Origin of the sequence: Streptomyces sp. NP-1717 (assembly GCF_022695985.1) — a bacterium.
In the GTDB taxonomy this organism is placed as follows: Bacteria; Actinomycetota; Actinomycetes; order Streptomycetales; family Streptomycetaceae; genus Streptomyces.
Map to the genome: position 1 here is coordinate 1 of NZ_JAAPBF010000090.1, position 26,890 is coordinate 26,890.

The 26,890-nt window shown below is 69.9% G+C and carries 21 protein-coding genes; 15 read left to right on the top strand and 6 right to left on the bottom strand.

Annotated elements, in window-relative coordinates; all coding sequences use genetic code 11:
- On the bottom strand, positions 1–1,044 hold a 1,044-nt coding region (locus tag GXP76_RS19200), incomplete at its 3' end, for a LacI family DNA-binding transcriptional regulator (RefSeq protein WP_242572778.1).
- 124 nt (positions 1,045–1,168) lie between these two features.
- Between GXP76_RS19200 and GXP76_RS19205 the strand changes: the two genes are divergently transcribed.
- From GXP76_RS19205 to GXP76_RS19225, 5 genes are all read left to right on the top strand, one after another.
- Complete coding sequence (locus GXP76_RS19205; RefSeq protein WP_242572779.1) at positions 1,169–2,320, top strand: Gfo/Idh/MocA family protein; 1,152 nt, start codon at positions 1,169–1,171, stop codon at positions 2,318–2,320.
- Positions 2,321–2,361: 41 nt separating this feature from the next.
- Positions 2,362–3,546 carry a dihydrodipicolinate synthase family protein gene (locus tag GXP76_RS19210; protein WP_242572780.1) on the top strand — a complete coding sequence of 395 codons (1,185 nt, stop codon included), beginning with the start codon at positions 2,362–2,364 and terminating at the stop codon, positions 3,544–3,546.
- Between the two features lie 92 nt (positions 3,547–3,638).
- Positions 3,639–4,430 (top strand): sugar phosphate isomerase/epimerase, encoded by a 792-nt coding sequence (locus GXP76_RS19215; protein WP_242572794.1) that lies wholly within the window; start codon positions 3,639–3,641, stop codon positions 4,428–4,430.
- Between the two features lie 354 nt (positions 4,431–4,784).
- The gene (locus GXP76_RS19220) at positions 4,785–7,007 is read left to right on the top strand and encodes an ATP-dependent RecD-like DNA helicase (protein WP_242572781.1); all 2,223 of its coding nucleotides are present in this window, start codon (positions 4,785–4,787) and stop codon (positions 7,005–7,007) included.
- A gap of 274 nt (positions 7,008–7,281) precedes the next feature.
- Positions 7,282–8,571, top strand: coding sequence for a citrate synthase (locus GXP76_RS19225; protein WP_078077265.1), 1,290 nt, complete (start codon positions 7,282–7,284; stop codon positions 8,569–8,571).
- Positions 8,572–9,160: 589 nt separating this feature from the next.
- On the opposite strand, the gene GXP76_RS19230 is transcribed toward GXP76_RS19225, so the two are convergent.
- A complete protein-coding gene (locus tag GXP76_RS19230) occupies positions 9,161–9,478 on the bottom strand; it encodes a heavy-metal-associated domain-containing protein (RefSeq protein ID WP_242572782.1) in 318 nt (105 codons plus the stop codon).
- A gap of 142 nt (positions 9,479–9,620) precedes the next feature.
- Positions 9,621–10,352 carry a TetR/AcrR family transcriptional regulator gene (locus GXP76_RS19235; protein ID WP_374361659.1) on the bottom strand — a complete coding sequence of 244 codons (732 nt, stop codon included), beginning with the start codon at positions 10,350–10,352 and terminating at the stop codon, positions 9,621–9,623.
- Positions 10,353–10,505: 153 nt separating this feature from the next.
- Between GXP76_RS19235 and GXP76_RS19240 the strand changes: the two genes are divergently transcribed.
- The gene (locus tag GXP76_RS19240; protein ID WP_242572784.1) at positions 10,506–12,785 is read left to right on the top strand and encodes an MMPL family transporter; all 2,280 of its coding nucleotides are present in this window, start codon (positions 10,506–10,508) and stop codon (positions 12,783–12,785) included.
- Between the two features lie 102 nt (positions 12,786–12,887).
- Here the strand turns inward: GXP76_RS19240 and GXP76_RS19245 are convergent, their stop codons facing one another.
- On the bottom strand, positions 12,888–13,085 hold the full coding sequence (locus GXP76_RS19245; protein ID WP_078077269.1) for an AlpA family transcriptional regulator: 198 nt from the start codon (positions 13,083–13,085) through the stop codon (positions 12,888–12,890).
- 255 nt (positions 13,086–13,340) lie between these two features.
- On the bottom strand, positions 13,341–14,252 hold the full coding sequence (locus GXP76_RS19250) for a sugar phosphate isomerase/epimerase (RefSeq protein ID WP_242572785.1): 912 nt from the start codon (positions 14,250–14,252) through the stop codon (positions 13,341–13,343).
- Between the two features lie 126 nt (positions 14,253–14,378).
- Here GXP76_RS19250 and iolC point away from each other — a divergent pair, with 126 nt between their 5' ends.
- From iolC to GXP76_RS19285, 7 genes are all read left to right on the top strand, one after another.
- Positions 14,379–15,443 carry a 5-dehydro-2-deoxygluconokinase gene (iolC, locus tag GXP76_RS19255; protein ID WP_242572786.1) on the top strand — a complete coding sequence of 355 codons (1,065 nt, stop codon included), beginning with the start codon at positions 14,379–14,381 and terminating at the stop codon, positions 15,441–15,443.
- A complete protein-coding gene (locus tag GXP76_RS19260; protein WP_242572787.1) occupies positions 15,440–16,321 on the top strand; it encodes a deoxyribose-phosphate aldolase in 882 nt (293 codons plus the stop codon). Before iolC ends, GXP76_RS19260 begins: the two co-directional genes overlap by 4 nt.
- A gap of 77 nt (positions 16,322–16,398) precedes the next feature.
- A complete protein-coding gene (gene iolB / locus GXP76_RS19265) occupies positions 16,399–17,379 on the top strand; it encodes a 5-deoxy-glucuronate isomerase (RefSeq protein WP_242572788.1) in 981 nt (326 codons plus the stop codon).
- On the top strand, positions 17,376–19,262 hold the full coding sequence (gene iolD / locus GXP76_RS19270) for a 3D-(3,5/4)-trihydroxycyclohexane-1,2-dione acylhydrolase (decyclizing) (protein ID WP_242572789.1): 1,887 nt from the start codon (positions 17,376–17,378) through the stop codon (positions 19,260–19,262). The genes iolB and iolD overlap by 4 nt, the downstream gene beginning before the upstream one ends.
- 51 nt (positions 19,263–19,313) lie before the next feature.
- Positions 19,314–20,813: a CoA-acylating methylmalonate-semialdehyde dehydrogenase gene (locus tag GXP76_RS19275; RefSeq protein ID WP_242572790.1), complete on the top strand. Its 1,500-nt coding sequence runs from the start codon at positions 19,314–19,316 to the stop codon at positions 20,811–20,813.
- Positions 20,814–20,941: 128 nt separating this feature from the next.
- Complete coding sequence (locus GXP76_RS19280) at positions 20,942–21,565, top strand: DUF4291 domain-containing protein (protein ID WP_242572791.1); 624 nt, start codon at positions 20,942–20,944, stop codon at positions 21,563–21,565.
- 147 nt (positions 21,566–21,712) lie between these two features.
- Positions 21,713–22,564 carry a methyltransferase domain-containing protein gene (locus GXP76_RS19285; protein ID WP_308354169.1) on the top strand — a complete coding sequence of 284 codons (852 nt, stop codon included), beginning with the start codon at positions 21,713–21,715 and terminating at the stop codon, positions 22,562–22,564.
- Between the two features lie 20 nt (positions 22,565–22,584).
- Here GXP76_RS19285 and GXP76_RS19290 read toward each other — a convergent pair whose 3' ends face one another.
- Positions 22,585–23,001: a GNAT family N-acetyltransferase gene (locus GXP76_RS19290; RefSeq protein ID WP_242572796.1), complete on the bottom strand. Its 417-nt coding sequence runs from the start codon at positions 22,999–23,001 to the stop codon at positions 22,585–22,587.
- Positions 23,002–23,157: 156 nt separating this feature from the next.
- On the opposite strand from GXP76_RS19290, the gene GXP76_RS19295 reads away from it, so the two are divergent.
- Positions 23,158–25,803: an alpha/beta fold hydrolase gene (locus tag GXP76_RS19295; protein WP_242572792.1), complete on the top strand. Its 2,646-nt coding sequence runs from the start codon at positions 23,158–23,160 to the stop codon at positions 25,801–25,803.
- Positions 25,800–26,672 (top strand): ABC transporter permease, encoded by an 873-nt coding sequence (locus tag GXP76_RS19300; RefSeq protein WP_242572793.1) that lies wholly within the window; start codon positions 25,800–25,802, stop codon positions 26,670–26,672. The genes GXP76_RS19295 and GXP76_RS19300 overlap by 4 nt, the downstream gene beginning before the upstream one ends.
- The last annotated feature ends 218 nt before the right edge of the window (positions 26,673–26,890 follow it).

Below are 26,890 nucleotides of genomic sequence, written 5' to 3' on the forward strand. Positions count from 1 at the left end.
CGTCGAAGCCCGCGCCATCAACTCCGCGGCGATCGTCGCGATCCCGCCGGGCGGCGGGGCCTCCGTCCCCATCGCGAGCCGCCCGGCCCGCGCCCCCGCCTCGTACAGGGGCAGTCGCACCGTCGTCAGCGCCGGTACCGCGTCGACCGAGAACGGCAGGTCGTCGAAGCCCGCCACCGAGATGTCCTGCGGAATGCGCAGCCCCTGGTCACGTACCGCCGCGCACGCGCCGAGCGCCACCGTGTCGTTCGCGGCGACCACCGCCGTCAGATCCGGTGAGCGCCGCAGCAGCTCCAGCGTCGCCTCGTAGCCCGAGCGCCGGTCGTAGGGGCCGTGCACCGTCAGCGGGCCCTGGTCCTCGGTCAGTCCCGCGGTGGCCAGCGCCTTCCAGTGGCCCTCCAGCCGGTGCCGGGTCGTGGTCCGCTCCGCCGGTCCCGCGACGTATCCGATCCTGCGGTGCCCCAATGCCAGCAGATGCTCGGTCAGCCGCCGCCCGCCACCCCGGTTGTCGAACGCCAGCGAGGCCACGACCGCGCTGCTGCCCGGCAGCGGAGGCCGGCCGCACAGCACGACACGCGTACCCGCGTCGGCGAGTTTGGTCAGTTTGGCCGACATCGCCGCGATATGGGTGGGGTCCTCAAGGGCCCCGCCGGTGAGGATCACGGCGGCGGCCCGCTGGCGCTGGAGGAGGGTGAGATAGGTCAGTTCCCGCTCCGGCGAGCCGCCCGTGTTGCAGACGACCGCGAGTTTCTCGCCGCCTGCCCGGCCGGTTCCCTCCTGGCCGCCGATCTCGGTCTGCGCCGCCCCGGCCATGATGCCGAAGAAGGGGTCGGCGATGTCGTTCACCAGGATCCCGACCAGGTCCGACGTGGCGGCGGCGAGCGAACTGGCCGGTCCGTTGAGTACGTAGTCCAGCTCGTCCACCGCCCGCAGCACACGCTCCCTCGTGGACGCGGCCACCGGGTAATTGCCGTTCAGCACACGGGAAACGGTGGCGGGCGACACCCGGGCGCGGGTCGCCACATCGGCCAGGGTGACTGTCATCGGCGGTTCCTCCGGAAGGTGGGTGATGCGGCGGATCGGCGCCGGACTCTTGTCCGGTCGCTTTCGGCAGGCTAGCTTCATACCCTATAGAAAGCGCTTGCTACGGCTGTATGGAGGGAACTTCGTGACACGCAGGACAGTGCGGATCGCCATGAACGGCGTCACGGGGCGGATGGGGTACCGGCAACACCTGGTGCGTTCCATCCTCGCGATCCGCGAACAGGGCGGACTGGAGCTGGGCGACGGAGAGGTGCTGTGGCCCGAGCCCGTCCTCGTCGGGCGCCGTGAACACGCCCTCAGGGAGGTCGCGGAGCGGCACGGCCTCACGGAGTGGTCCACCGATCTCGACACCGTCCTCGCCGACGACACCGTCGACATCTACTTCGACGCGCAGGTCACGTCCGCGCGGGTCGAGGCCATCAAGAAAGCCGTTGCTGCCGGGAAGCACATCTACACGGAGAAGCCGACGGCGACCGACCTCGAAGGCGCGCTCGACCTGGCCCGCCTCGCCCAGAGCGCCGGCATCAAGCACGGTGTCGTCCAGGACAAGATCTTCCTTCCTGGCCTGCTCAAGCTGAAGCGCCTCATCGACGGCGGCTTCTTCGGCGAGATCCTCTCCGTACGGGGCGAGTTCGGCTACTGGGTCTTCGAAGGCGACTGGCAGGAGTCGCAGCGCCCCTCCTGGAACTACCGGACCGAGGACGGCGGCGGCATCACCGTCGACATGTTCCCGCACTGGGAGTACGTCCTGCACGAGCTGTTCGGCAAGGTCAACTCCGTCTCGGCGCACATCACCACCCACATCCCGCGCCGCTGGGACGAGCAGGGCAAGCCGTACGCGGCGACGGCCGACGACTCCGCCTACGGGATCTTCGAGCTGGAGGGCGGCATCGTCGCGCAGATCAACTCCTCCTGGGCGGTACGGGTCAACCGCGACGAACTCGTCGAGTTCCAGGTCGACGGGACCCACGGCTCGGCCGTCGCCGGACTGCGCCGCTGCCGCGTCCAGCACCGCAGTTCCACCCCCAAGCCCGTCTGGAACCCGGACCTCGCCGCCACCGAGTCCTTCCGCGACCAGTGGCAGGAGATCCCGGACAACACCGAGTTCGACAACGGCTTCAAGGCGCAGTGGGAACTCTTCCTGCGCCACGTCGCGCTCGGCGAGCCGTACCGCTGGGACCTGCTCGCCGGCGCGCGTGGCGTACAGCTCGCGGAACTCGGGCTCAAGTCCTCGGCGCAGGGACGCCGCTTCGACGTACCGGAGCTCTCACTGTGACCACCCGAACCACACCCCCCACGGCGTCCGGCGCTCCCTCCGTGAAGAGGCCGGGCCCGGGGCTGCGGCTCCCGGACGCGGACGGCGGGCTGCGCACGTACCGTCCGCGCCCAGAACCCGCCGCCTTCGTCACCAAGGGCGCCGACGCCGCCCCCCTCGTCTCCCGTACGGTCTTCTCCGCCGCGCACGTCGTGGCCGACCCGTACGCCGACACCAGCCCCGGAGCGCCCGTCGTCGTCGACTGGGACACCACCCTCGCCTTCCGGCGCCATCTGTGGTCGCACGGCCTCGGGGTCGCGGAGGCCATGGACACCGCGCAGCGGGGCATGGGCCTGGACTGGGCGGGCGCGGCCGAGCTGATCCGCCGGTCGGCGGCGGAGGCACGCTCCACCGGAGGGCGGATCGCGTGCGGGGTGGGCACCGACCAGCTCACGCCGGGAACGCACTCTCTGGGGGAGGTGCGGGCGGCGTACGAGGAACAGCTCGCGCTCGTCGAGGAGACCGGCTCCCAGGCCATCCTCATGGCCTCACGCGCGCTCGCCGCGGCGGCCGGGGGGCCGGAGGACTATCTGGCCGTCTACGCCCATCTGCTGCGGCAGGCGGACGAGCCCGTGGTGCTGCACTGGCTCGGCCCGATGTTCGACCCGGCGCTCGAGGGCTACTGGGGCAGTACGGACCTCGACGACGCGACCGAGACGTTCCTCCAGGTCATCTCCGAACACCCGGACAAGATCGACGGGATCAAGGTCTCGCTGCTGGACGCGCGTCGCGAGGTCGAGCTGCGCCGGCGTCTCCCGCAGGGCGTCCGCTGTTACACGGGCGACGACTTCAACTACCCCGAGCTGATCGCGGGCGACGAACGAGGCTTCAGCCACGCGCTGCTGGGCATCTTCGACCCGCTCGGCCCGGTGGCCGCCGAAGCCGTCCGTGTCCTGGACACGGGCGACGCGAAGGGATTCCGGGAACTGCTCGACCCCACGGTCGAACTGTCGCGTCATCTCTTCCAGGCGCCCACCCGCTTCTACAAGACGGGCGTCGTCTTCCTGGCCTGGCTGGCCGGGCACCAGGACCACTTCGCCATGGTCGGCGGCCTCCAGTCGGCCCGCTCGCTCCCGCATCTCGCGCGGGCCTACGAACTGGCGGACGGATTGGGCCTGTTCCCCGACCCGGCGGCGGCCCAAGACCGGATGAAGTCCCTGCTCGGCGTGTACGGAGTGAACCAGTGAGCGACGTGAACGAGACGACCGGCGTGGGCGGAGCGACCGGCGCGGGTGTGCCCGGCCCGCCGGGCGACCTCAGCCGCTTCAGCATCAACCAGATGACGGTCAAACAGCTCACCCTCCCCGAACTCACCGAGGCGTGCGTGCGACTCGGCGTGCCCGGCGTGGGGCTGTGGCGGGAGCCGGTGCGCGCGTACGGCACGGAGGCCGCCGCCAAGCTCGTCCACGACGCGGGACTCGCCGTCACCACCCTGTGCCGCGGCGGCTTCCTCACGGCGAGCGATCCCGCCGCACGGGCCGACGCACTGGACGACAACCGCGCGGCGATCGACGAGGCCGTGACGCTCGGCACCGACACCCTCGTCCTGGTGTCGGGCGGGCTGCCGCCCGGCAGCCGCGATCTGTACGGGGCGCGCGAACGGATCGCGGACGCGCTCGCGGTGCTGGCGCCGTACGCCGGTGAGCGCGGCGTACGGCTGGCGATCGAGCCGCTGCACCCGATGTACGCGTCGGACCGCTGTGTCGTCTCCACGCTCGACCAGGCGCTGGATCTCGCGGAGCGCTTTCCCGTCGAGCAGGTCGGGGTCGTCGTGGACACGTACCACCTGTGGTGGGACGACCGGGCCCCGGCGGCGATCGCGAGGGCGGGGGACCGGATCCACTCCTTCCAACTGGCCGACTGGACGACGCCGTTGCCCGCCGGGGTGCTGAACGGCCGTGGGCTGATCGGCGAGGGCGTCATCGACATGCGGGCCTGGCGCGAGCGCGTCGACGCGGCCGGATACGAAGGGCCGATCGAGGTCGAACTCTTCAACGACACCCTGTGGGTGCGGGACGGCGTGGAGTTGCTGGCCGACGTCGCGGAGCGGTACGTGAGGCACGCGCTGTAGGAGAAGCCTGTCTGTCACGACGAAGACGTTCTCATGGCCAAATAAACCTGTCTGTCGTCCTCTGTCATCTTTTCCGGTGGCAGGAAAATAACTGCCCGCAACCGTGCAACCCTTTCGGGGTGACGGTGGTCGTACATGGCATCAAGGCTTCCGGGGAGGGGTCCGGGGGGATCGGGAAGCTTTGGTCGAGGGGGAGCGCGTGGGGCCCGGTCCGGTGGACCGGGCCCCTGAAGCTTTTACGGGTGTCTTCTCGGAGCCCTTCCCGAGGGGGAGTTGTTCCCGGGCACGGCCGGCCGGTGGCGAGGTTGTCCACAGGGTGGGCCTGTTGTCGTACCCGGACGGTAGCGTCGGATCATGTCCAATCCGGCCGTGCTCGAAGGCGTTCTTGAGCGGATCACGTACAGCAACGAGGAGAACGGCTACACGGTCGCCCGTGTCGACACCGGCCGTGGCGCCGATCTGCTCACCGTGGTCGGCTCGCTCCTCGGCGCGCAGCCGGGGGAGTCGCTGCGTATGGAGGGCCGTTGGGCCTCGCACCCGCAGTACGGCAAGCAGTTCACGGTGGAGAACTACACAACGGTCCTGCCCGCGACGATCCAGGGCATCCGCCGCTATCTCGGCTCCGGTCTGATCAAGGGAATCGGGCCGCGCATCGCCGAGCGGATCGTCGAGCATTTCGGTGTCGACACACTGGAGATCATCGAGAAGGAGCCGAAGCGGCTCGTCGAGGTCCCCGGTCTGGGTCCCAAGCGGACGAAACTGATCGGCGCCGCGTGGGAGGAGCAGAAGGCGATCAAGGAAGTCATGATCTTCCTTCAGGGCGTCGGTGTCTCGACGTCGATCGCCGTCCGCATCTACAAGAAGTACGGCGACGCCTCGATCTCCGTCGTGAAGAACGAGCCCTACCGGCTGGCGGCCGACGTCTGGGGCATCGGCTTCCTCACCGCCGACCGCATCGCCCAGGCCGTCGGTATCCCGCACGACAGTCCGGACCGCGCCAAGGCCGGACTGCAGTACGCGCTCTCCCAGTCGACCGACCAGGGTCACTGCTTCCTGCCCGAGGAGCAGCTCATCTCGGACGCGGTGAAGCTTCTCCAGGTCGACACCGGTCTGGTCATCGACTGCCTCGCCGAACTCGCCGCCGAGGAGGAGGGAGTCGTCAGGGAGAAGGTGCCGGGTCCTGACGGCGGCGAGCCGGTGACCGCCGTCTATCTGGTGCCCTTCCACCGCGCCGAACTGTCCCTCTCCGCCCAGTTGCTGCGGCTGCTGCGCGCCGCCGAGGACCGGATGCCCGCCTTCCAGGAGGTGGTCTGGGAGAAGGCCCTGCCCTGGCTCGCGAGCCGCACAGGCGCCGAACTGGCCCCCGAGCAGGAAGCCGCCGTGCGGCTCGCCCTCACCCGTAAGGTCGCCGTCCTGACCGGCGGGCCGGGCTGCGGCAAGTCCTTCACGGTCCGCTCGATCGTGGAGCTGGCCAGGGCCAAGAAGGCCAAGGTGGTCCTCGCGGCACCCACGGGGCGCGCGGCCAAGCGCCTCGCCGAACTCACCGGTGCCGAGGCGTCCACGGTCCACCGGCTGCTGGAACTCAAACCCGGCGGGGACGCCGCGTACGACAGGGACCGGCCGCTCGACGCCGATCTGGTGGTGGTCGACGAGGCGTCCATGCTGGATCTGCTGCTCGCCAACAAGCTCGTCAAGGCGGTGGCACCCGGTGCACATCTGCTGCTCGTCGGCGATGTCGACCAGCTGCCGTCGGTCGGGGCCGGAGAGGTGCTGCGGGACCTGCTGGCCGAGGGCGGACCCGTGCCGCAGGTGCGTCTGACCCGGATCTTCCGACAGGCCCAGCAGTCGGGGGTGGTCACCAACGCCCACCGCATCAACTCCGGGGTCCAGCCCATCACCCAGGGCCTCAGTGACTTCTTCCTGTTCGTGGAGGACGAGACGGAGGAGGCCGGGAAACTCACGGTGGACGTCGCGGCCCGCCGGATCCCCGCCACCTTCGGGCTCGACCCGCGGCGCGACATCCAGGTGCTGGCCCCGATGCACCGCGGTCCCGCCGGCGCGGGCACCCTGAACGGGCTGCTCCAGCAGGCGATCACCCCCGCCCGGCCCGACCTGCCCGAGAAGAGGCTCGGCGGTCGCGTCTTCCGTGTCGGAGACAAGGTCACCCAGATCCGCAACAACTACGACAAGGGGCAGAACGGGGTCTTCAACGGCACGGTCGGGGTCGTGACCTCGCTGAACACGGACGACCAGTGCCTGACCGTGCGGACGGACGAGGACGAGGAAGTTCCTTACGACTTCGACGAGCTGGACGAGCTGGCGCACGCCTACGCGGTGACGATCCACCGCTCGCAGGGCAGCGAGTACCCGGCCGTGGTCATTCCGGTCACCACCGGCGCCTGGATGATGCTCCAGCGGAATCTGCTGTACACGGCGGTCACCCGTGCCAAGAAGCTCGTCGTTCTGGTCGGCTCCCGGAAGGCGATAGGTCAGGCAGTGCGTACGGTCTCCGCGGGCCGGCGCTGCACCGCGCTCGACCACCGGCTGTCCGGCAGCCTCCGGGCCGGGAACTCCTGAGACTGTCCTGCCGGGCGTGACCCGGCGGGACCGGGCCCGGCGATGGTCCGTCTTCGGGCGGATCGTCCTCCCCCAGGGGAGTGTCCGGCGACGGGATTGCCACCCCGGACTTTCGGAACCGGGGCGAAGGGGGCAGGATGTGGAAGTTGGCGGCACTCAGTGCCGCGAATAGGCCTAATGGTCGACCCCGAGTGCACTCTCCTGAGCCAAATGGGGGATGGTAGAGACAGTCAGGGCACCTCGAAGAAGAGGCACTACGTCGGTGAGGGATGACGTGAGCGACAACTCTGTAGTACTGCGGTACGGCGATGGCGAGTACACCTACCCGGTGATCGACAGCACCGTCGGCGACAAGGGCTTCGACATCGGGAAGCTGCGGGCCCAGACCGGCCTGGTGACCCTGGACAGCGGCTACGGCAATACCGCCGCCTACAAATCCGGCATCACCTATCTCGACGGTGAGCAGGGCATCCTCCGCTACCGCGGCTACCCCATCGAGCAGCTGGCCGAGAGCTCGACGTTCCTCGAGGTGGGCTATCTGCTCATCAACGGTGAACTTCCCAAGGTCGACGAACTCTCGTCCTTCAAGAACGAGATCACCCAGCACACGCTGCTGCACGAGGACGTCAAGCGGTTCTTCGACGGCTTCCCGCGTGACGCGCATCCGATGGCCATGCTGTCCTCGGTGGTCAGCGCGCTGTCGACGTTCTACCAGGACAGCCACAACCCGTTCGACGAGAAGCAGCGCCACCTGTCGACGATCCGGCTGCTCGCCAAGCTGCCGACGATCGCGGCCTACGCGTACAAGAAGTCGATCGGTCACCCCTTCGTGTACCCGCGCAACGACCTCGGGTACGTCGAGAACTTCCTGCGTATGACGTTCTCGGTTCCCGCCCAGGAGTACGAGCTCGACCCGGTGGTGGTCTCGGCCCTCGACAAGCTGCTGATCCTGCACGCGGACCACGAGCAGAACTGTTCGACCTCCACCGTGCGTCTGGTCGGCTCGTCGCAGGCGAACATGTTCGCCTCGATCTCCGCCGGCATCAGCGCCCTGTGGGGCCCGCTGCACGGTGGCGCCAACCAGTCGGTGCTGGAGATGCTCGAAGGCATCCAGGCCAACGGCGGCGATGTCGACTCCTTCATCCGCAAGGTGAAGAACAAGGAGGACGGCGTCCGCCTGATGGGCTTCGGCCACCGCGTCTACAAGAGCTTCGACCCCCGGGCGAAGATCATCAAGGCTGCGGCGCACGATGTTCTCTCGGCTCTCGGCAAGTCCGACGAGCTGCTCGACATCGCGCTGAAGCTGGAGGAGCACGCGCTCTCCGACGACTACTTCGTCTCGCGCAACCTCTACCCGAACGTGGACTTCTACACGGGTCTGATCTACCGGGCCATGGGCTTCCCGACCGAGATGTTCACCGTGCTCTTCGCGATCGGCCGGCTTCCCGGCTGGATCGCCCAGTGGCACGAGATGATCAAGGAGCCCGGCTCCCGCATCGGCCGACCGCGTCAGATCTACACCGGTGAGGTCCTGCGCGACTTCGTCCCGGTCGAGAGCCGCTGAGCCCTCGGCGGAGGGTTCCCGCCGTCCGGCCGGCGGCTCCACGAGCCGGACGGCCACCCCGGCGCATCAGAAAGCGCCCCGCTTCCCGATCCCCCCACGGGTCGGTATAGCGGGGCGCTTCCCATATCCCCGGTGCGGATTCCCCCCACGGGATCCGGGCCGGGCGTCTGCGGTTGCCGGCAGAAGCCAGTTTCACGCGGTCTGCCGGGGTACGTACGAACCAGGGGGGCCGCTCAAAGCTCCCCAGTTGCACGTGCCCCGGCCAACGCTTGCCTGAGACATCCCCCAAGACATCTCATGAACGTCCCCCAAGACGTTCTCGGCATCGCCTCTTAGACTCGCGAGCTGCCCGGATGGTTACCCCTAAATCTATGTGATCTAGATCTCTTTGTGAAGGTCCTGTGCCTCATGTGAAGGGACAGGGTCACAAATTGTCGGTTACTACGAAAACAGATGACAGCGGAGCCGTCCCGGCTCCCTGGTCGGGGCGCTGACCAGGGGCGTTACGGCGAACAGTGGCCGAAACGACTGAAGGGCCGCACCCGATCCGGACAGGATCCGGTCGCGTACGGCCCCGCGGGGAGGTCGTTCAGGCCTGGCCGGTCAGTTCGTAACCCGCCTCGTCCACCGCCGCGCGTACGTCGCTCTCGTCGAGCGGGGCCTCGGAGGTAACGGTCACCCGGCCGGTGGCGGCCTCGGCCTTCACCGAAGTGACGCCCTGGAGCGCGGAGATCTCGTCGGAGACCGCGCCTTCGCAGTGGCCGCACGTCATGCCGGTGACCGCGTACACCGTCGTGACGGGCCCGGTCGCGGACTCGGCGGCACCGTCGTGGCAGGAGCCGGTGGGCGAGCAGCAGGAACCGGCGGCCTGGGCGGTCTCCGTCTCGGTCTTCGTCTCTGCGGTCATGGCGTTCTCCTCCGGGGGCGGGTGTGCGGAACGTGGTGTGCCAGGGGCGGGCGGGAACGCCGCGACGCCCTGACATCCGCACTCTATACCCCTAGGGGGTATGAAGGCGAGTCCGGGTGGAGGTGCGGATTTCGCTGACGGGTCAGGACTCCGCCCCCGTGGTCTCGCGCGGTGGCGGACGCTGCGGGAGCGCGTCGCCGACGACGGGGCACAGATAGCGGAACATGGCGCTCTTCAGCTCCCCGATGTACGCCTCCCGCTCCTCGCCCTCGTGCGACAGGATCAGGTCCATGCCGCCCTTGAACAGGGCGAAGGCGAACTCCGCCGTTCTGGTGCGCTCCGCTCGGGGGGTGTCGGGGAGGTAGCTGCCGAGGATCTCCTCGACCCGGGTGAGCAGGGTGGAGTGCAGGAGGTCGTGCTCCTCCGTCACCTGTCCCGGGATCTCCGACCCGTGCATCAGGACCGCGAATGCCGGATTCTCGCAGTTGAACGTGATCAGGGGATCGAGGACGGCGTCCAACATCTCGGGGAGCGGCAGATTCATGTGGGCGGGCGTGAACGCCTGGCCGTAGGTCGTCCGCCAGCGGTTGAGGAGCACGTCACCCAGCTCGACGGCGATGGCTTCCTTGTTGGGGAAGAACTGGTAGAGCGTGCCGGGGGAGACGCCGGCCTCGCGGGCGATGGAGTTGGTGCTGGCCGCCGTGTAGCCGCTGGCGCAGAAGACGCGGCCTGCGGCTTCGAGGAGTTGGGCGATACGGCGCTCGCCGCGGGCCTGGCGGCGGCGCGGCTTCCCCGTGGCGTCGGTGGCGCCGCCCTTGGTCGCGCTGTCCTGGCTGTCTCGCTCCACGGCTCCGCCTCTCCTCGCATCAGGCACGTGAACCCCCAGGATCCCTCGATCGGTTGGCGACGATTGACAAACGCGAGTCATCGCTCGCATTCTTGATTAATGCGAGCGATCGCTCGTGTTTGTCATTCCATGGCAGTCGCCGACCCATGTGCCGGGTCACGGTGAAGGGGACACCGCACTATGTCCGAAGTCAACAGGGGGTCGCGAATCGGCGGCTGGTCCCGGTTCGTCACGGCGCGCCCACGGCTCTCGCTGCTGGTCGCCCTGGTGATCACGGCGCTGGCGGTTGTCGCGGGGAGCGGCGTGGGCGATCGGATGGGCAGTGGCGGCTGGGAGGACCCCGCCGCCTCGTCGACCTACGCCACGCGGGCGCTGGAGCGTGAGTTCCCCGCCTCCCAGCCGAATCTCCTGCTGCTCGTCGACGCGGGCGCCAAGGGGGTGGACGACCCCGCCGTCGCCGCCACGGCCGAGCGGCTCACCGAGCGGCTCGCGGCCGAGGAGGGAGTCATAGGCGTCGGGTCGTACTGGCAGACGCGAGCGCCCGCGCTGCGCGCCGAGGACGGGGGCGAGGCGCTGATCGCGGCCAGGATCGTCGGCACGGAGAAGGAAGCCGGCGAGACCCTGGAGCGGATAGCGCCCGAATTCCGGGGCGCGCAGGGGCCGGTGGAGGTCTCGGTCGGCGGACCGGTCGCGGTGCGGCACGAGATGCAGGCCATCATCCAGGAGGACCTGCTGCGGGCCGAGTTGATCGCCCTGCCGGTGACGCTGGTGCTGCTGGTGATGGTCTTCGGCAGCGCGATCGCGGCCCTGCTGCCCCTGGGCATCGGTATCGTCGCCATCCTCGGCACCAACGCCGTGCTGCGAGGGATCACCGAGATTACGGACGTCTCGGTCTTCGCACAGAACCTCACCACGGCTCTGGGGCTCGGACTGGCCGTGGACTACGCGCTGTTCATCGTGCGCAGATTCCGGGAGGAGCTGGCCGAGGGCGCGCAGGTGCGGGACGCGGTGGGGACGACGCTGCGCACCGCCGGGCGGACGGTGCTGTTCTCCGCCCTGACGGTGGCGGTGTCGCTCGCGGCCATGATGGTCTTCCCGCAGTATTTCCTGCGCTCGTTCGCCTACGCGGGGATAGCGGTGGTGCTGCTCGCCGCCGCTGCCGCGCTGATCCTGCTGCCGGCCGCGCTGATGCTGCTCGGGCACCGGGTCAACTCCTTCGATCTTCGGCGGTTGTTGCACAGGAGGAAGTCCACGCCCGCTGACGGAATCGCGGCCGGGGCCCGGTCCGCGGAAACGAAGGGGTCCGGAGGCGGCTGGGGGCGCACGGCGACGCTGGTGATGCGCAGGGCCCCGCTCTTCGCCGTCGCGACGGCCACGGGTCTGGTCCTTCTCGGACTGCCCTTCCTGGGAGTGAAGTTCGGCACGGCGGACCACCGGCAACTGCCGTCGGGCGCCGAGGCCCGAGTGGTCCAGGAGGACATCAGGGACGGCTTCCCCGGCAGCCCCGGCGGCGGGCTCGAAGTGCTCGGCGAGGGCGGGGCGACCCCTGCCGAGTACGCGGACTACCGCGACCGGGTGGCCGCGCTGCCGGACGTGGACCGGGTGGACGGTCCGGTCGTCTCCGGCGACCACGCGTACTTCACCGTGCTGCCGCGCGGCGAGGCGGTGGGCCAGGACGCCCAGCGGCTCGTCGGTGAACTCCGGGCCGAGCCGGCGGCGTTCGACACCTCAGTCACCGGTACGGCGGCCGTGCTGGTCGATTCGAAGGACGCCATAGCCGACCGGCTGCCACTGGCCGTGGGCATCATCGTCGTGGTGACGCTGCTGCTGGTCTTCCTGCTCACCGGCAGCGTCCTCATACCGATCCAGGCGGTGGCGCTCAACGCGCTCAGCCTCACGGCGATGTTCGGGGCGGTCGTCTGGGTGTTCCAGGACGGCAATCTGTCCGGGCTCCTCGGTTTCACCTCAACGGGTGACATAGAGACGACCCTTCCGGTGCTGATGTTCTGCGTCGCCTTCGGACTCTCCATGGACTACGGGGTGTTCCTGATATCCCGGATCAAGGAGGAGTACGACCGCAGCGGTGACCACGAACACGCGGTCGTCTTCGGGCTCCGGCGCACCGGAGGGCTGATCACGGCGGCGGCGGTGATCCTGGCGGTGGTCATGATCGCGATCGGCACCTCGCGGGTGACCAACACCAAGATGCTCGGCCTCGGGATCGCGCTCGCGGTGGTCATGGACGCGATGGTGGTGCGCAGTCTGCTGGTGCCGGCGGTGATGAAGCTGACGGGCAAGGCCACTTGGTGGGCGCCCCGGCCGCTGCGCCGCTTCCACGAGCGCTTCGGGGTGAGCGAGGGCGGATCGCACCCGGCGGTCGAGGCGAACGGCGGGAAGGGCGCTGACGGCGCGGACGGGGCAGTGTCGGGGGCGGGTGAACGGGACAAGGTCGGGGTCTGAGTCCGCACCGGGCCGAGGGCCCCGTACTCCACCGGTGGGGTGGAGTACGGGGCCCTCGGAACCGGTCCTGGGCGGACCCGGCGCGGAGGCGGATACCGCGCCTCACTCTCTGCGGCCTCTGTTTCCGGGGCGTTTGGCCACCCAGGCGCGGACGGTGTCCGCGTACCAGTAGGGCTTGCCGTTCTCCACGTGGTCCGGCCGCGGAAGCAGACCGTGCTTGCGGTACGAACGGACGGTGTCCGGCTGTACGCGGATGTGTGCGGCGATCTCCTTGTAGGACCAGAGACTTCTGTCCGTCATTGCGTGGCACCTCCCTGCGTCCGCCGCAGCGGCGGCCGGGGGGCCGTCGGGAGAGCTGCGACTGAGACGCTGGTGATCACTGAGCCTGTGCCCGTTGAACGACGCAGAGTGATGGTGAGGGAGGGGCTGTCGCGTTCCTGTGACGGAAAACCCGCGTAAGGGAGACAAGCGTGACGTCAGACGGATTTCTGTGACAGAAACCGTGCATGGGGGATACGGGTGTTGAAGGTCCAATTGTTCGACAGGGGTTCGGAGTTACGCACCGCACGAGCGGAGAAAACGGCGCGTCCGCTTGGCGATCGGGTAGGGCTTGTCGGGCGGACAGGGATACATGTCCTGTTCGACGATGGCGAAGAGATCGACATCCAGATTCTGGGCCGCCGCCAGCACCGGCTCCAGCGCGGGCACCCCGTTCGGCGGCTCGCACATCACGCCACGTCCCACGGCGGGCCCGAACGGCACCTCGTTGGCGATGACGTCCGTGAGGATCTCCGGATCCACCTGCTTGAGATGCAGATATCCGATCCGCTCCCCGTAGGTCTCGATCAGCTTGACGCTGTCGCCGCCGCAGTACGCGTAGTGCCCGGTGTCCAGACACAGTGACACCAGGTCGGGATCGGTGGCGTCGAGGAAGCGGCTGACGTTGTCCTCGCTGTCGATGTGCGTGTCGGCGTGCGGGTGGACCACGATGTTCAGCCCGAAGCGGTCCCGCACCTCGCGGCCGAGCCGCTCGGTCTGAGTCGTCAGATCGCGCCACTGCGCCGGGGTGAGTGTCCGGTCCTCCAGCACCTGCCCGGTCTTGTCGTCCCGCCAGAACGACGGGATGACGACGAGGTGGTCCGCGCCCATCTCCCTGGTGAGCGCGGCGATGTCGGCGACATGCGCCCAGGTCTTGTCCCAGACGGCGGGCCCATGGTGAAGACCGGTGAACACGGTGCCGGCCGAGACCTTCAGGCCACGCAGGGCGGTCTCGTCGGCGAGACGCGCCGGATCGGTCGGGAGGTAGCCGTACGGACCGAGTTCGATCCATTCGTATCCGGCCTCGGCCACCTCGTCGAGGAAGCGCTGCCAGGGAACCTGCCGCGGATCGTCGGGAAACCACACGCCCCAGGAGTCGGGGGCCGACCCGACCCTGATGCGGTTCAGCGGGGGTACGGAGGAGGTCATACCGGTCAGCCTCGCGGCCGCCCGAGAAGAGTGTCAAGCCTTCGTCCGAATGTAAGGACAAAACGTTGACAGGGGTCGGGAGTGAGCACTAGACCTTGCACTGGCCGTCGAAACGAGGGGACGCGCATGCCTGAGCCGTACGACGTGATCACCATGGGGCGGATCGGCGTGGACCTCTATCCGCTGCGTACCGGAGTCCCGTTGGCGCAGGTCGACACCTTCGGGAAGTTCCTCGGCGGCTCGGCGACGAATGTGGCGGTGGCCGCCGCCCGGCTCGGCCGTCGTACGGCCGTCATCACCCGCACCGGACGGGACGCGTTCGGGGACTTTCTCCACCACGCGCTGCGGGAGTTCGAGGTCGACGACCGCTGGGTGACACCGGTCGACGAGTGGCCCACTCCGGTGACCTTCTGCGAGATCTTCCCCCCGGACGACTTCCCCCTGTACTTCTACCGGCAGCCCAAGGCGCCCGATCTGGAGATCCATCCGCATGAGCTGGACCTGGACGCCGTCCGGGCCGCCCGGATCTTCTGGATGACGGGCACCGGCCTGTGCGAGGAACCCAGCCGGACCTCGACGCTGACCGCCCTGAGCACCCGCGGCCGGTCGCCGGCCCACAGCCCCGAAGGGCGGCGGTCCGGACCGGGCATCACCGTCTTCGACCTCGACTGGCGCCCCATGTTCTGGAAGGCGCCGACCGGTGACCCCCGTTCCGGTGACCCGCGGGCGCTCATGGCGGCGGCCAGGCCCGTGTACGAACAGGCCCTGCGGCACGCCACGGTCGCCGTCGGCAACCTGGACGAGTGCGAAGTCGCCGTGGGGGAACGCGAACCGTACGCCGCCGCCCGGGCGCTCCTCGCCGCCGGCCCCGAACTGGCCGTAGTCAAACAGGGCCCCAAAGGCGTCCTCGCCGTCCATCGCGACGGCACCACCGCCGAGGTACCACCGGTGCCCGTCGAGGTGGTCAACGGACTCGGCGCCGGAGACGCCTTCGGCGGCGCGCTCTGCCACGGTCTGCTGGCCGGCTGGGACCTGGAGCGCGTCATGCGGTACGCCAACGCCGCCGGAGCGATCGTCGCCGCCCGGCTCGCCTGCTCCTCCGCCATGCCGTACGCGAGGGAAGTCGTCCAGGTCCTCGGCGGGGGCCCCGTCCCCGCACCGGGGACGCTGCCACCGGAGGCCGCTCTGTGACCCGAGTCGACGCGTCGGAGCTCGTACGGATCCGGACGCACCACCCCGAGGCGATCGCCGAGGCCGCGGCCCGCCGCGTGCGCCGCCCCCTGCTGCGCCCCGGCGGACGGCTGATGATCGTCGCGGCGGACCACCCGGCCCGGGGCGCCCTCGCCGTCGGGAACCGCCGGTTGGCCATGGCCAACCGCGTCGACCTCCTGGAGCGCCTCTGCCTCGCGCTGTCCCGGCCCGGCGTGGACGGTGTCCTCGCCACCGCCGACATACTCGACGACCTGCTGCTCCTCGGCGCCCTGGAGGACCGCGTCGTCGTCGGTTCCATGAACCGCGGCGGTCTCGCGGGCGCCGCCTTCGAGTTGGACGACCGCTTCACCGGCCACCGCGCCGAGGACATCGCCCGTCACGGTTTCGACGCGGGCAAGCTCCTGCTGCGCATCGACTACGAGGACGCGCGCTCGCCCGACACCCTCCTGTCGGCGGCCCGTGCCGTCGACGCCATGGCGGAGCGGCGGCTGCCCGTCTTCGTCGAGCCGTTCATCTGCCGCCGCAGGGACGGACGGCTCGGCAACGACCTGTCGGCCGATGCGGTGACCCGCTCCATCGCCATCGCCTCCGGTCTCGCCGGCACGTCCGCGTACACCTGGCTGAAGGTGCCCGTGACCGAGAATCCGGACGACATGGCCCGGGTGATGGAGACGTCCACCCTGCCCGCCGTCCTGCTCGGCGGCGAGATCGGCGACGACCAGGAAGGTGTGTACGAGAAGTGGCGCAAGGCGCTGCGGCTGCCCACGGTGCAGGGCCTGGTCGTCGGGCGCTCGTTGCTCTATCCGGTGGACGGTGATGTCGCGGCGGCCGTCGACACGGCCGTGGGCCTGCTGTAGGGCCACGCCGCCGGACCGCTGTAGCTGTAGGGGACACGGGGAGAGTAGGCAGACGTGCGGAGGGATACGGAACGACCATGACGACGGACACCGACACCGACACGGGCTCCGACGGCGAATTCCTGGAGCGGCACGTACGCGCGGGCAGCGCGGCGAGCGGCCCATACGCGCTCGACATCGAACCGCGGCGGGCCGGCTGGGTGCACAGCGCCCTGCGCGTCCTCGACCTGCAGCCCGGCGGTACACACACGCTGGACAGCGGGGACAGCGAATGGATCGTGCTTCCCCTCAGCGGCGGTTGTACGGTGCACACGCAAGGCGAGATCTTTGAACTGCTGGGCAGAGAAAGCGTGTTCAGCTCCGTCACGGACTTCGCGTACGTTCCGCGTGACGCCCACGCCCAGATCGCCTCCGGTGCGGGGGGCCGCTTCGCCCTGGCAGGAGCGAAGTGCGAGCGACGACTCCCCGCTCGCTACGGCTCCGCACCGGAGGTTCCGGTCGAACTGCGGGGCAGCGGCAACTGCTCCCGCCAGGTCAACAACTTCGCCGCCGCGGACACCTTCGACTGCGACCGGCTGATCGCCGTCGAAGTCCTCACGCCCGGCGGCAACTGGTCGTCGTACCCGCCGCACAAGCACGACGAGAACCACGCCGGCGTCGAGTCCGAACTGGAGGAGATCTACTACTTCGAGATCGAGGACGGCGGCCTCGGATACCACCGGGTCTCACCCTCCAGGCCCGGCGGCACCGACGTCCTCGCCGAGGTCCGCAGCGGCGACACCGTCCTGATCCCCGACGGCTGGCACGGCCCGTCCATCGCCGCCCCCGGCCGTGCCATGTACTACCTCAACGTCATGGCCGGACCCGGTGCGACCAGACAGTGGCTGATCCGCGACCACCCCGACCACGGCTGGATCCGCGACACCTGGCCGGGCCAGGCGGTCGACCCCCGGCTGCCGCTGTACGAAGCGCCTCGACCGCGGCCCTCACGGGCACCCTCACAGGGGCCGTCGAGCCAACCTCCTTATGAGAACGAGGACAAGGAGACCCCCCGATGAGTACGCGCCGCCTCACCGTGGCCCAGGCACTGATCGCCTTCCTGTCCCGCCAGTACACCGAACGCGACGGCAACCGACGCCGGCTGATCGACGCCACCTGGGGCATCTTCGGCCACGGGAACGTGGCGGGCATCGGCCAGGCGCTCGTCCAGGCCGGTCCGGAGATGCCGTACTTCCAAGGACGCAGCGAACAGGCCATGGTGCACGCGGCCGTCGGCTACGCGCGCCAGAGCAACCGCCTCTCCACACACGCCGTCACCACCTCCATCGGCCCCGGCGCCACGAATCTCGTCACGGGCGCCGCCCTCGCCACCGTCAACCGGCTGCCCGTGCTGCTGCTCCCCGGTGACATCTTCGCGACGCACCCCGCCGACCCGGTCCTCCAGCAGCTCGAAGTGGTCCACGCGGGCGACATCTCCGTCAACGACGCGCTCCGCCCCGTGTCGAAGTACTTCGACCGCGTCTCGCGGCCCGAGGCGCTCGTGCCGGCCGCGCTCGCCGCCATGCGGGTCCTCACCGACCCGGCCGAGACCGGCGCGGTGACCCTCGCACTGCCACAGGACGTCCAGGCGGAGGCGTACGACTGGCCTGAGGAGTTCTTCGCCGAGCGCGTCTGGCGGATCCGCAGGCAGGGCCCCGATCCGTACGAACTCGCCGACGCCGCCCAGGCCGTCCGCGCGGCCCGCCGTCCGCTCCTCGTCGCGGGCGGCGGCGTCCACCACAGCGCGGCCGAGGACGCACTGGCCGCCTTCGCGACGGCGACCGGCATCCCCGTCGCCTCCACCCAGGCGGGCAAGGGCTCCCTGCGTCACGACCACCCGGCGGACGTCGGCGGCATCGGCCACACCGGCACCGCCACCGCCGACGAACTGGCCCGCACCGCCGACCTGGTGATCGGCGTCGGCACCCGCTGGTCCGACTTCTCCACGGCGTCGGCGACGCTCTTCGCCAACCCGTCCGTTCGCTTCCTCAACATCAACGTCACCGGCTTCGACGCCCACAAGCTCGCCGCCGCCCCTCTGGTCGCAGACGCCCGCACCGCCCTGGAAGGGCTCACCACGGCCCTCGCCGGTCACCGCGTCGACGCCGCCTACGCCACCGAGTACGGAGACGACAAGGAGCGCTGGGAGCACCGCGTCGACGCCGCCTTCGACACCTCCGAGGACCTCCTGCGGCCCACCCAGCCACAGGTCCTCGGTCTGCTGGACGCGCTCGTCACCGACGACGACATCGTCATCAACGCGGCCGGATCGCTTCCCGGCGACCTCCACAAACTGTGGCGGTCCCGCTCCCGCGACCAGTACCACGTCGAGTACGGCTACTCGTGCATGGGCTACGAGATCCCGGCCGCCATCGGCGTGATGCTCGCCGACCCGGGCCGCCCCGTCTGGGCGCTCGTCGGCGACGGCACCTATCTGATGAACCCCACCGAGATCGTCACCGCCGTCCAGGAACGCCTCCCACTGAAGCTGGTGATCCTCCAGAACCACGGCTACGCGTCGATCGGCGGGCTCTCCGAGTCCGTCGGCGCGGAACGGTTCGGCACGGCGTACCGCTACCGCGAGGCCGACACGGTCGGCTCGCCGACGTACACCGGCGACCCGCTGCCCGTCGACCTCGCCGCCAACGCGGCCTCGCTCGGGATGCGCGTCATCCGTGCCAAAACCATCCGTGACCTGCGCGAAGCCCTCGCCGCCGCGCGCGAGTCCGACGTCCCCACATGTGTCTACGCGGAGACCGAAACGGCAGACACTGTGTCGGGCGCGCCCCCGGCCCAGGCGTGGTGGGATGTTCCCGTGGCCGAGACGGCGACCCGCGCGTCCGCGGTCACGGCACGTGAGGAGTACGACCGGAAAGCCGCAGCCCGCCGCCGCCACCTCTGACCCCCGGGCGCCGCCCGCGCCGATGGACTCGATGGACCCGAAGGAGACGTAATGAAGACCGTCAACCACTGGATCGGTGGCAAGACCGTCGAGGGTGCCTCGGGCAACTGGGGCCAGGTCACCGACCCGGCGACCGGTGCGGTCACCACGCGGGTGGCGCTGGCCTCACCGGAGGAGGTGGACGCGGCCGTGACGACGGCGAAGGCCGCGTACGGCACCTGGGGCACGTCCTCCCTCTCGGCGCGCACCGGCATCCTGTTCGCCTACCGCGCGCTGCTCGACGCGCACCGTGACGAGATCGCCGCGCTGATCACCGCCGAGCACGGCAAGGTCCACTCCGACGCCCTCGGCGAGGTGGCGCGCGGGCTGGAGATCGTCGAACTGGCCTGCGGGATCACCACCCAGCTGAAGGGCGAGCTGTCGACACAGGTCGCCAGCAAGGTCGACGTCTCCTCGATCAGGCAGCCGCTGGGCGTCGTCGCCGGCATCACACCGTTCAACTTCCCCGCGATGGTCCCGATGTGGATGTTCCCGCTGGCCATCGCCTGCGGCAACACCTTCGTACTGAAGCCGAGCGAGAAGGACCCCTCGGCGGCGAATCTGCTGGCCGAGCTGGCGGCCGAGGCGGGGCTTCCGGACGGCGTGCTCAACATCGTCCACGGCGACAAGGTGGCCGTCGACTCCCTCCTGGCCCACCCGGACGTCGCGGCGGTCTCTTTCGTCGGCTCCACACCGATCGCCCGCTACATCCACGCGACGGCCTCCGCCAACGGCAAGCGCGTACAGGCCCTCGGCGGCGCCAAGAACCACATGCTGGTCCTGCCGGACGCGGACCTGGACGCGGCGGCGGACGCGGCCGTCTCGGCGGCGTACGGCTCCGCCGGTGAGCGCTGCATGGCGATCTCGGCGGTCGTCGCGGTCGGCGCGATCGGCGACGAACTCGTCAGCAAGATCCGCGAACGGGCCGAGAAGATCAAGATCGGTCCCGGCACCGACCCGGCCTCCGAGATGGGCCCGCTCATCACGGCGGCCCACCGCGACAAGGTCGCCTCGTACGTGACGGGCGCCGCCGCGCAAGGCGCCGAAGTCGTCCTGGACGGCACCGGACTGCGCGTCGACGGCTACGAGGACGGCCACTGGATCGGCCTGTCGCTCCTGGACCACGTCTCCACCGACTCCGACGCCTACCGCGACGAGATCTTCGGCCCCGTGCTGTGCGTGCTGCGCACCGAGACGTACGACGAGGGCGTCGCCCTCATGAACGCCTCGCCCTTCGGCAATGGCACGGCGATCTTCACCCGCGACGGCGGCGCGGCCCGCCGCTTCCAACTGGAGGTCGAGGCGGGCATGGTCGGCGTGAACGTGCCGATCCCGGTACCGGTGGGTTACCACTCCTTCGGAGGGTGGAAGGACTCGCTCTTCGGCGACCACCACATCTACGGCAACGACGGCGTGCACTTCTACACGCGCGGCAAGGTCGTCACGACTCGCTGGCCGGACCCGGCGGACGCCCCGGCCGGCGTGGACCTGGGCTTCCCCCGCAACCACTGACCCCGGACGGCACCCACCACAGGCCGCGGCGGCCCGCACGGTACCCCTATTCCGCGCGGGCCGCCGCACTCGTCGGCGCGCCTCTTAAACAGGTGGCCACACGGCCGGAGTCGCAGCACGCTGTCCCCATGCCAGCAGCGACAACTCCCCGCACCCCGGAGCCCCGGCACCGCATCCGCGCACTCCACACAGACTCGACGATCACCGTCCACCAGGCGTACCCGCCCGCGATCGGCCTGCCCGCCGCGCGGGACGGCCGGTTCCCCGCCACCTGGAAGCGCGACAGGATGACATGGATCAAGCCGTCATTCCTTTGGATGATGTATCGGTGCGGCTGGGCCACGAAGGAGGGTCAGGAGACCGTCCTGGCCGTCGAGATCACCCGTGAGGGGTTCGAGTGGGCGCTGCGACATGCCTGTCTGTCGCACTACGACCGGGATGTGCATCCCGATCGGGCGGCGTGGCAGCGGGAGTTGAAGCGGAGCCCCGCGCGGGTCCAGTGGGATCCGGAGCGTGATGTGCGGCTGGAGGCGCTGCCGTACCGGTCGCTTCAGCTCGGTCTTTCGGGGGAGGCCGCGCGGCGGTATGCCGACGAGTGGATCGTTTCCGTGAGGGACGTGACGCCGCTGGCGCGGCGGGTGCACGAGCTTGTCCGGGACGGTGAACTGACGGCCGCGCAAGGGCTGCTGCCGCAGGAGACGCCCTATCCGGCGGAGCCCGACGGGGAGTTGCTGGGGCACCTCTGCCCGTGAGCCGCGTCGGCCGGATGCTGTTGGCGCGCGTACGCCTCCGCGAACGGCGAGGACAGCTGACCGTTTCGCGCACCCGCTGGGAAACAGGCTCGCCGAGCGCGTCGAGTTCTCGCCATGCTATGGGCCCAAGACGGGAGGAGCGGCAGTATGGAAGGCATGACGGACATGGTGAATTCGGCCCAGACCAAGGCGTGGAACGGCTACGAGGGCAGGCACTGGGCGGAACACCAGGATCGGTACGACCATCTGAACGACGCTGCCAACGCCCCACTCCTCGAAGCCGCAGGCATACAGAAGGGTGACCGGGTCCTGGACATCGGATGTGGGAACGGGCGTGTCACGCGGCTCGCGGCGCTCCGCGGGGCCCGTGCTGTCGGGATCGATCTGTCCCAGCCGATGCTGGCGCGGGCCAGGGCGTCCGCCGCGGCGGAGGAGATCGAGGACGTCACCTTCCTCCAGGGCGACGCGCAGGTGCACGACTTCGAGGAGGGGGCCTTCGACATCGCCGTGAGCCGCTTCGGAGTGATGTTCTTCGCCGACCCCGCCGCCGCGTTCCGCAACATCGGACGTGCGTTACGGCCCGGTGGACGGCTCGCCTTCGTCTGCCCACAGTCATTCAGCCTCATGGACCAGGCGGTGATCTTCGCCGCGATCGGCACGCAGGTCACGCTCCCCGCCCTCAACGAGGACAGCAAGCACCAGCCCGCCTCCTTCGCGGACCCCGCGCACACCGAGCGCGTGCTGAGCGCGGCGGGCTTCAAAGACATCGGTCTGCGGGCCCTCGCGCTGAGCCAGCACTGGGGCAAGGACGCCTCCGACGCCTCCGCCTTCCTGATGGGATGGGGACCCCTGCAGCACTGGCTGGCCCTGGCGGAGGCCGACGAGCGGACCCGTACGCGTGCGCACGACGCCGCCACGGAAGCGTTCCACGCCTTCGAGACCCGCCAGGGCGTAAGACTGACCAGCCGCCTGTGGCTCGTCACCGCGGAACGCCCCTGAAGCAGCGCGGTCCGCACGTTCTAGGAGTCCGGGAACTCCCAGGTCAGCATCGCGAAGTGGCCCTCGTCACGTGCCCCCGCCGCGCGGTACGTCGCCAGCGCCGGTTCGTTGTCGGTGTCCACGCCCACCCACATGTCGTAGCAGCCACGCTCACGAGCGATCTCCGCGAGGGCCTCGCTCAGCGCCCGCCCGATGCCCCGACGACGGTACGGCTCGTCCACGGACAGTTCGTACAGGCACATTTCAACGCCTTTGTCCGGATGTAGCATCTCGATGCCGGAGACGAATCCGGCCGGGGCGCCTTCCGCATAGGCGATCAGCATCAGATGGCCCGGAGCGGCGAGGAAGCGCTCCGCCCACTCCGGACGGGCCGGGCTGTCGTACAGATGCTGGAACGCGACGAGTTCACCGACCGTCGTCGCCCGGCGGATCTCCATGCCGGTCATGTCGCCGGTCTCTCCTCGCGTCTCGTCATCAGGGGCGGCCGTACCACGGATGGTGTACGGCGACGCTACCGCGTACTCCTCAAGGAGGCCCGTGAGTTCCGACCGGTGTCAGCGCGGCCGGCGCGAGGGGCCGTTTAGGGTTCAAGCATGGAGATCCCAACCCCCCGGCGGCCACGGCTGCGCAAACGATGGCTCGCGGGCGTGGCCGCGGCCGCCGTGCTCGTCGGCGCCGGCACCTGGACAGCCGTCGCCTCGGACAGCGCGCCCACCGTGCACCGAGACGACCAGACGATGGAGATGCCCGGCGCCCGGATCGACACCTCGTACTTCACAGCCGGCGACGGCGGTGACCGCCGCAGGCCCGCCGTCCTGCTCGGCCACGGCTTCGGCGGCAGCAAGAACGACGTACGGGCGCAGGCCGAGAAGCTCGCGCGCGACGGATACGCCGTACTGACCTGGTCGGCGCGAGGGTTCGGGAAGTCCACCGGCACGATCGGACTCAACGACCCCGCCCACGAGGTCAAAGACGTCTCCCGGATGATCGACTGGCTCGCCGAACGCCCCGAGGTCCAGCTCGACGCCAAGGGCGACCCGCGCGTCGGTATGAGCGGCGCCTCCTACGGAGGAGCCATCTCGCTGCTCGGCGCGGGGCACGACCCGCGCGTCGACGCGATCGCACCCGTGATCACCTACTGGAATCTCGCCGACTCGCTCTTCCCCGACGGCGTCTTCAAGAAGCTCTGGGCCGGGATCTTCTTCTCCACCGGCGGCGGCTGCGACACCTTCGAGAAGCAGCTCTGCGAGATGTACGACCGGGTCGCCGTCGCCGGCAAGCCCGACGCGGCGGCGCGGGAGCTCCTCGCGGAGCGCAGCCCGTCCGCGGTCGGCGACCGCATCAAGGTGCCCTCGCTGATCATCCAGGGCCAGACCGACTCACTCTTCCCGCTCAGCCAGTCCGACGCGATGGCGAAGACGATCAAGTCCAACGGCGCACCGGTCGCCGTCGACTGGATGGCCGGCGGTCACGACGGCGGGAACGCCGAGACCGGCCGGGTCGAGAGCCGTATCTCCTCCTGGTTCGACCACTACCTCAAGAAGGACACGGGCGTCGACACCGGGCCCGCGTTCCGCGTCAGCCGGACCGGAGGCGTCGACTCCACCGACGGCCGGGCACTGCTGCGGGGCGCGACCAGCGACAGTTACCCCGGTCTCCGGAGCGGAATAGCGGACATCCCGCTCACCGGGCGGGAGCAGTCGTTCGACAACCCCGCCGGCGCGAGCCCGCCGGCCATCTCCACCGTTCCGGGCGTCGGCGGCGGACTGTCCCAGCTGTCCTCGTTCGGTATGGGCCTCGCCCTCGACTTCCCCGGACAGTTCGCGCGCTTCGACTCCCGGCCGCTCGACACCTCACTCCAGGTCACGGGCTCACCGACCGTCCGCGTCACCGTCAAGGCCGACACCGACGACGCCGTCCTCTTCGGCAAGGTCTACGACGTCGGTCCCGACGGCAGCCGGCAGGTACTGCCCTCACAACTCGTCGCCCCCGTACGGGTCGAGGGAGTCAACACCGACGGCGGCAAGTCCGTCGAACTGACGCTGCCGGCCATCGACCACAAGGTGGAGGCCGGGCACCGGCTGCGCGTCGTCCTCGCCGCGACCGACCTCGCCTACGCCTCACCCGCCACCCCGGCCACCTACACCGTCACGGTGGACGGCGGCCTCTCCGTGCCCACCGCGCCCGCCCTCAGCACAGCGGCCGCCACCCTCGCCTGGTGGGTCTGGGGCCTGCCGCTGGGCGGTTTGCTGATCGCCGCCGCGCTGCTGCTCACCGCGCGCCGCAGGGTCAGCGCACCGGCGCCCGATCCCGAACTCGCCGACGTACCCCTCCAGATCACCGATCTGTCGAAGCGCTACGCGAAGTCCGCCGACCGCTACGCCGTGCGGGACCTGTCCTTCCGAGTCGAAAAGGGCCAGGTCCTCGGACTCCTCGGCCCGAACGGCGCAGGCAAGACCACGACCCTGCGCATGCTGATGGGTCTCATCACCCCCGACGCCGGAGACATCCGCGTCTTCGGGCACGCCATCAGGCCGGGCGCACCCGTGCTGTCCCACGTCGGTTCCTTCGTCGAAGGCGCCGGCTTCCTGCCGCACCTGTCCGGACGGGACAACCTGGAGCTGTACTGGCGGGCAACCGGCCGCCCCGCCGAGGACTCGCACATCGAACAGGCCCTGGAGATCGCCGGACTCGGCGACGCGCTCGCCCGCGCGGTGCGCACCTACTCGCAGGGCATGCGGCAGCGCCTCGCCATCGCGCAGGCCATGCTCGGCCTCCCGGACCTGCTCATCCTGGACGAGCCGACCAACGGCCTCGACCCGCCGCAGATCCGTGAGATGCGTGACGTGATGATCCGTTACGCGGCCGACGGCCGGACCGTCATCGTCTCCAGCCACCTCCTCTCCGAGGTCGAACAGACCTGTACGCACCTGGTGGTCATGGACCGGGGCCGACTCGTCCAGGCCGGTCCGGTCGCCGAGATCACCGGATCCGGCGACACCGTGCTCGTCACCACGGCGGGACAGGTGCCCGAACCGGTCGTGGACAAGATCGCCGCCATGCCCGGGATCGGATCCGCGATCCGTACGGACGAGGGGCTGCTCGTACGGCTCGACGGAGCCGACACCAACACCCTCGTCACCGAGCTGATCCGGATGGACGTCGTGCTGACCGGCGTCGGACCGCACCGTCGCCTGGAGGACGCCTTCCTCACCCTCATCTCAGGAGCCTCCGCATGAGCGCGCTGACCGAATCGGCTCCGGGCTACCGGGCGGGCCGCACCCTCCCGTTCCGTGTCGAGGTCGTACGACAGCTCAAGCGCAGGCGCACCATGGCGATGGGCGGGATCCTGGCCGTCCTGCCCTTCGTGCTGATCGTGGCCTTCGCCATCGGCGGGACACCCGGAGCCGACGAGGACGGCGGCGGGGGCGGCAATCGGCTGAACCTGATGGACACCGCGACCTCGTCCGGGGCCAACTTCGCCGCCACCTGCCTCTTCGTCTCGGCGGGCTTCCTGCTGGTCGTCCCCGTCGCGCTGTTCTGCGGGGACACCGTGGCCTCCGAGGCGAGCTGGTCCTCCCTGCGCTATCTGCTCGCCGCGCCCGTGCCGCGCGCCCGTCTGCTGTGGAGCAAGCTGGCGGTGGCACTCTCCATGAGCCTGGCCGCGATGGTGCTGCTGCCGGTCGTCGCGCTGGCGGCGGGCACGGCCGCCTACGGCTGGGGGCCGCTGGAACTGCCCACCGGAGGGTCGCTGGGCACGGCCGACACCGTGCCGCGGCTGGCGCTTGTGATCGGCTTCATCTTTGTCTCCCAACTGGTCACGGCGGGCCTCGCCTTCTGGCTCTCTACGAAGACCGACGCGCCGCTCGGGGCGGTCGGCGGCGCGGTCGGACTGACGATCATCGGCAATGTCCTGGACCAGGTGACGGCGCTGGGGACCTGGCGGGACTTCCTGCCCGCCCACTGGCAGTTCGCCTGGGCGGACGCCCTCCAGCCGCAGTTGGAGTGGAGCGGCATGTTGAAGGGCTCGGCGGTCTCGGTGACCTACGCCCTGGTGCTGTTCGCGCTCGCCTTCAGGAACTTCTCCCGCAAGGACATCGTGAGCTGAGCGGTTCGGCGCAGCGGCCGGCCCGACGCCGCGAGCCGGCCCGCGCGCCGCGTTCACACCCAGCCCCGACGAGCCGCTTCCGCCCCCGCGCGGAAGCGGCTCGTCGTGCCGAGGGCGGTGAGCAGCTCACCGACCCTTCGGCTGTAGGTCCGGGGTGACATACCGAGCCGTGCCGCGGCCGCCTCGTCGGTGAGCCCGCACAACATGGCATCGAGCAC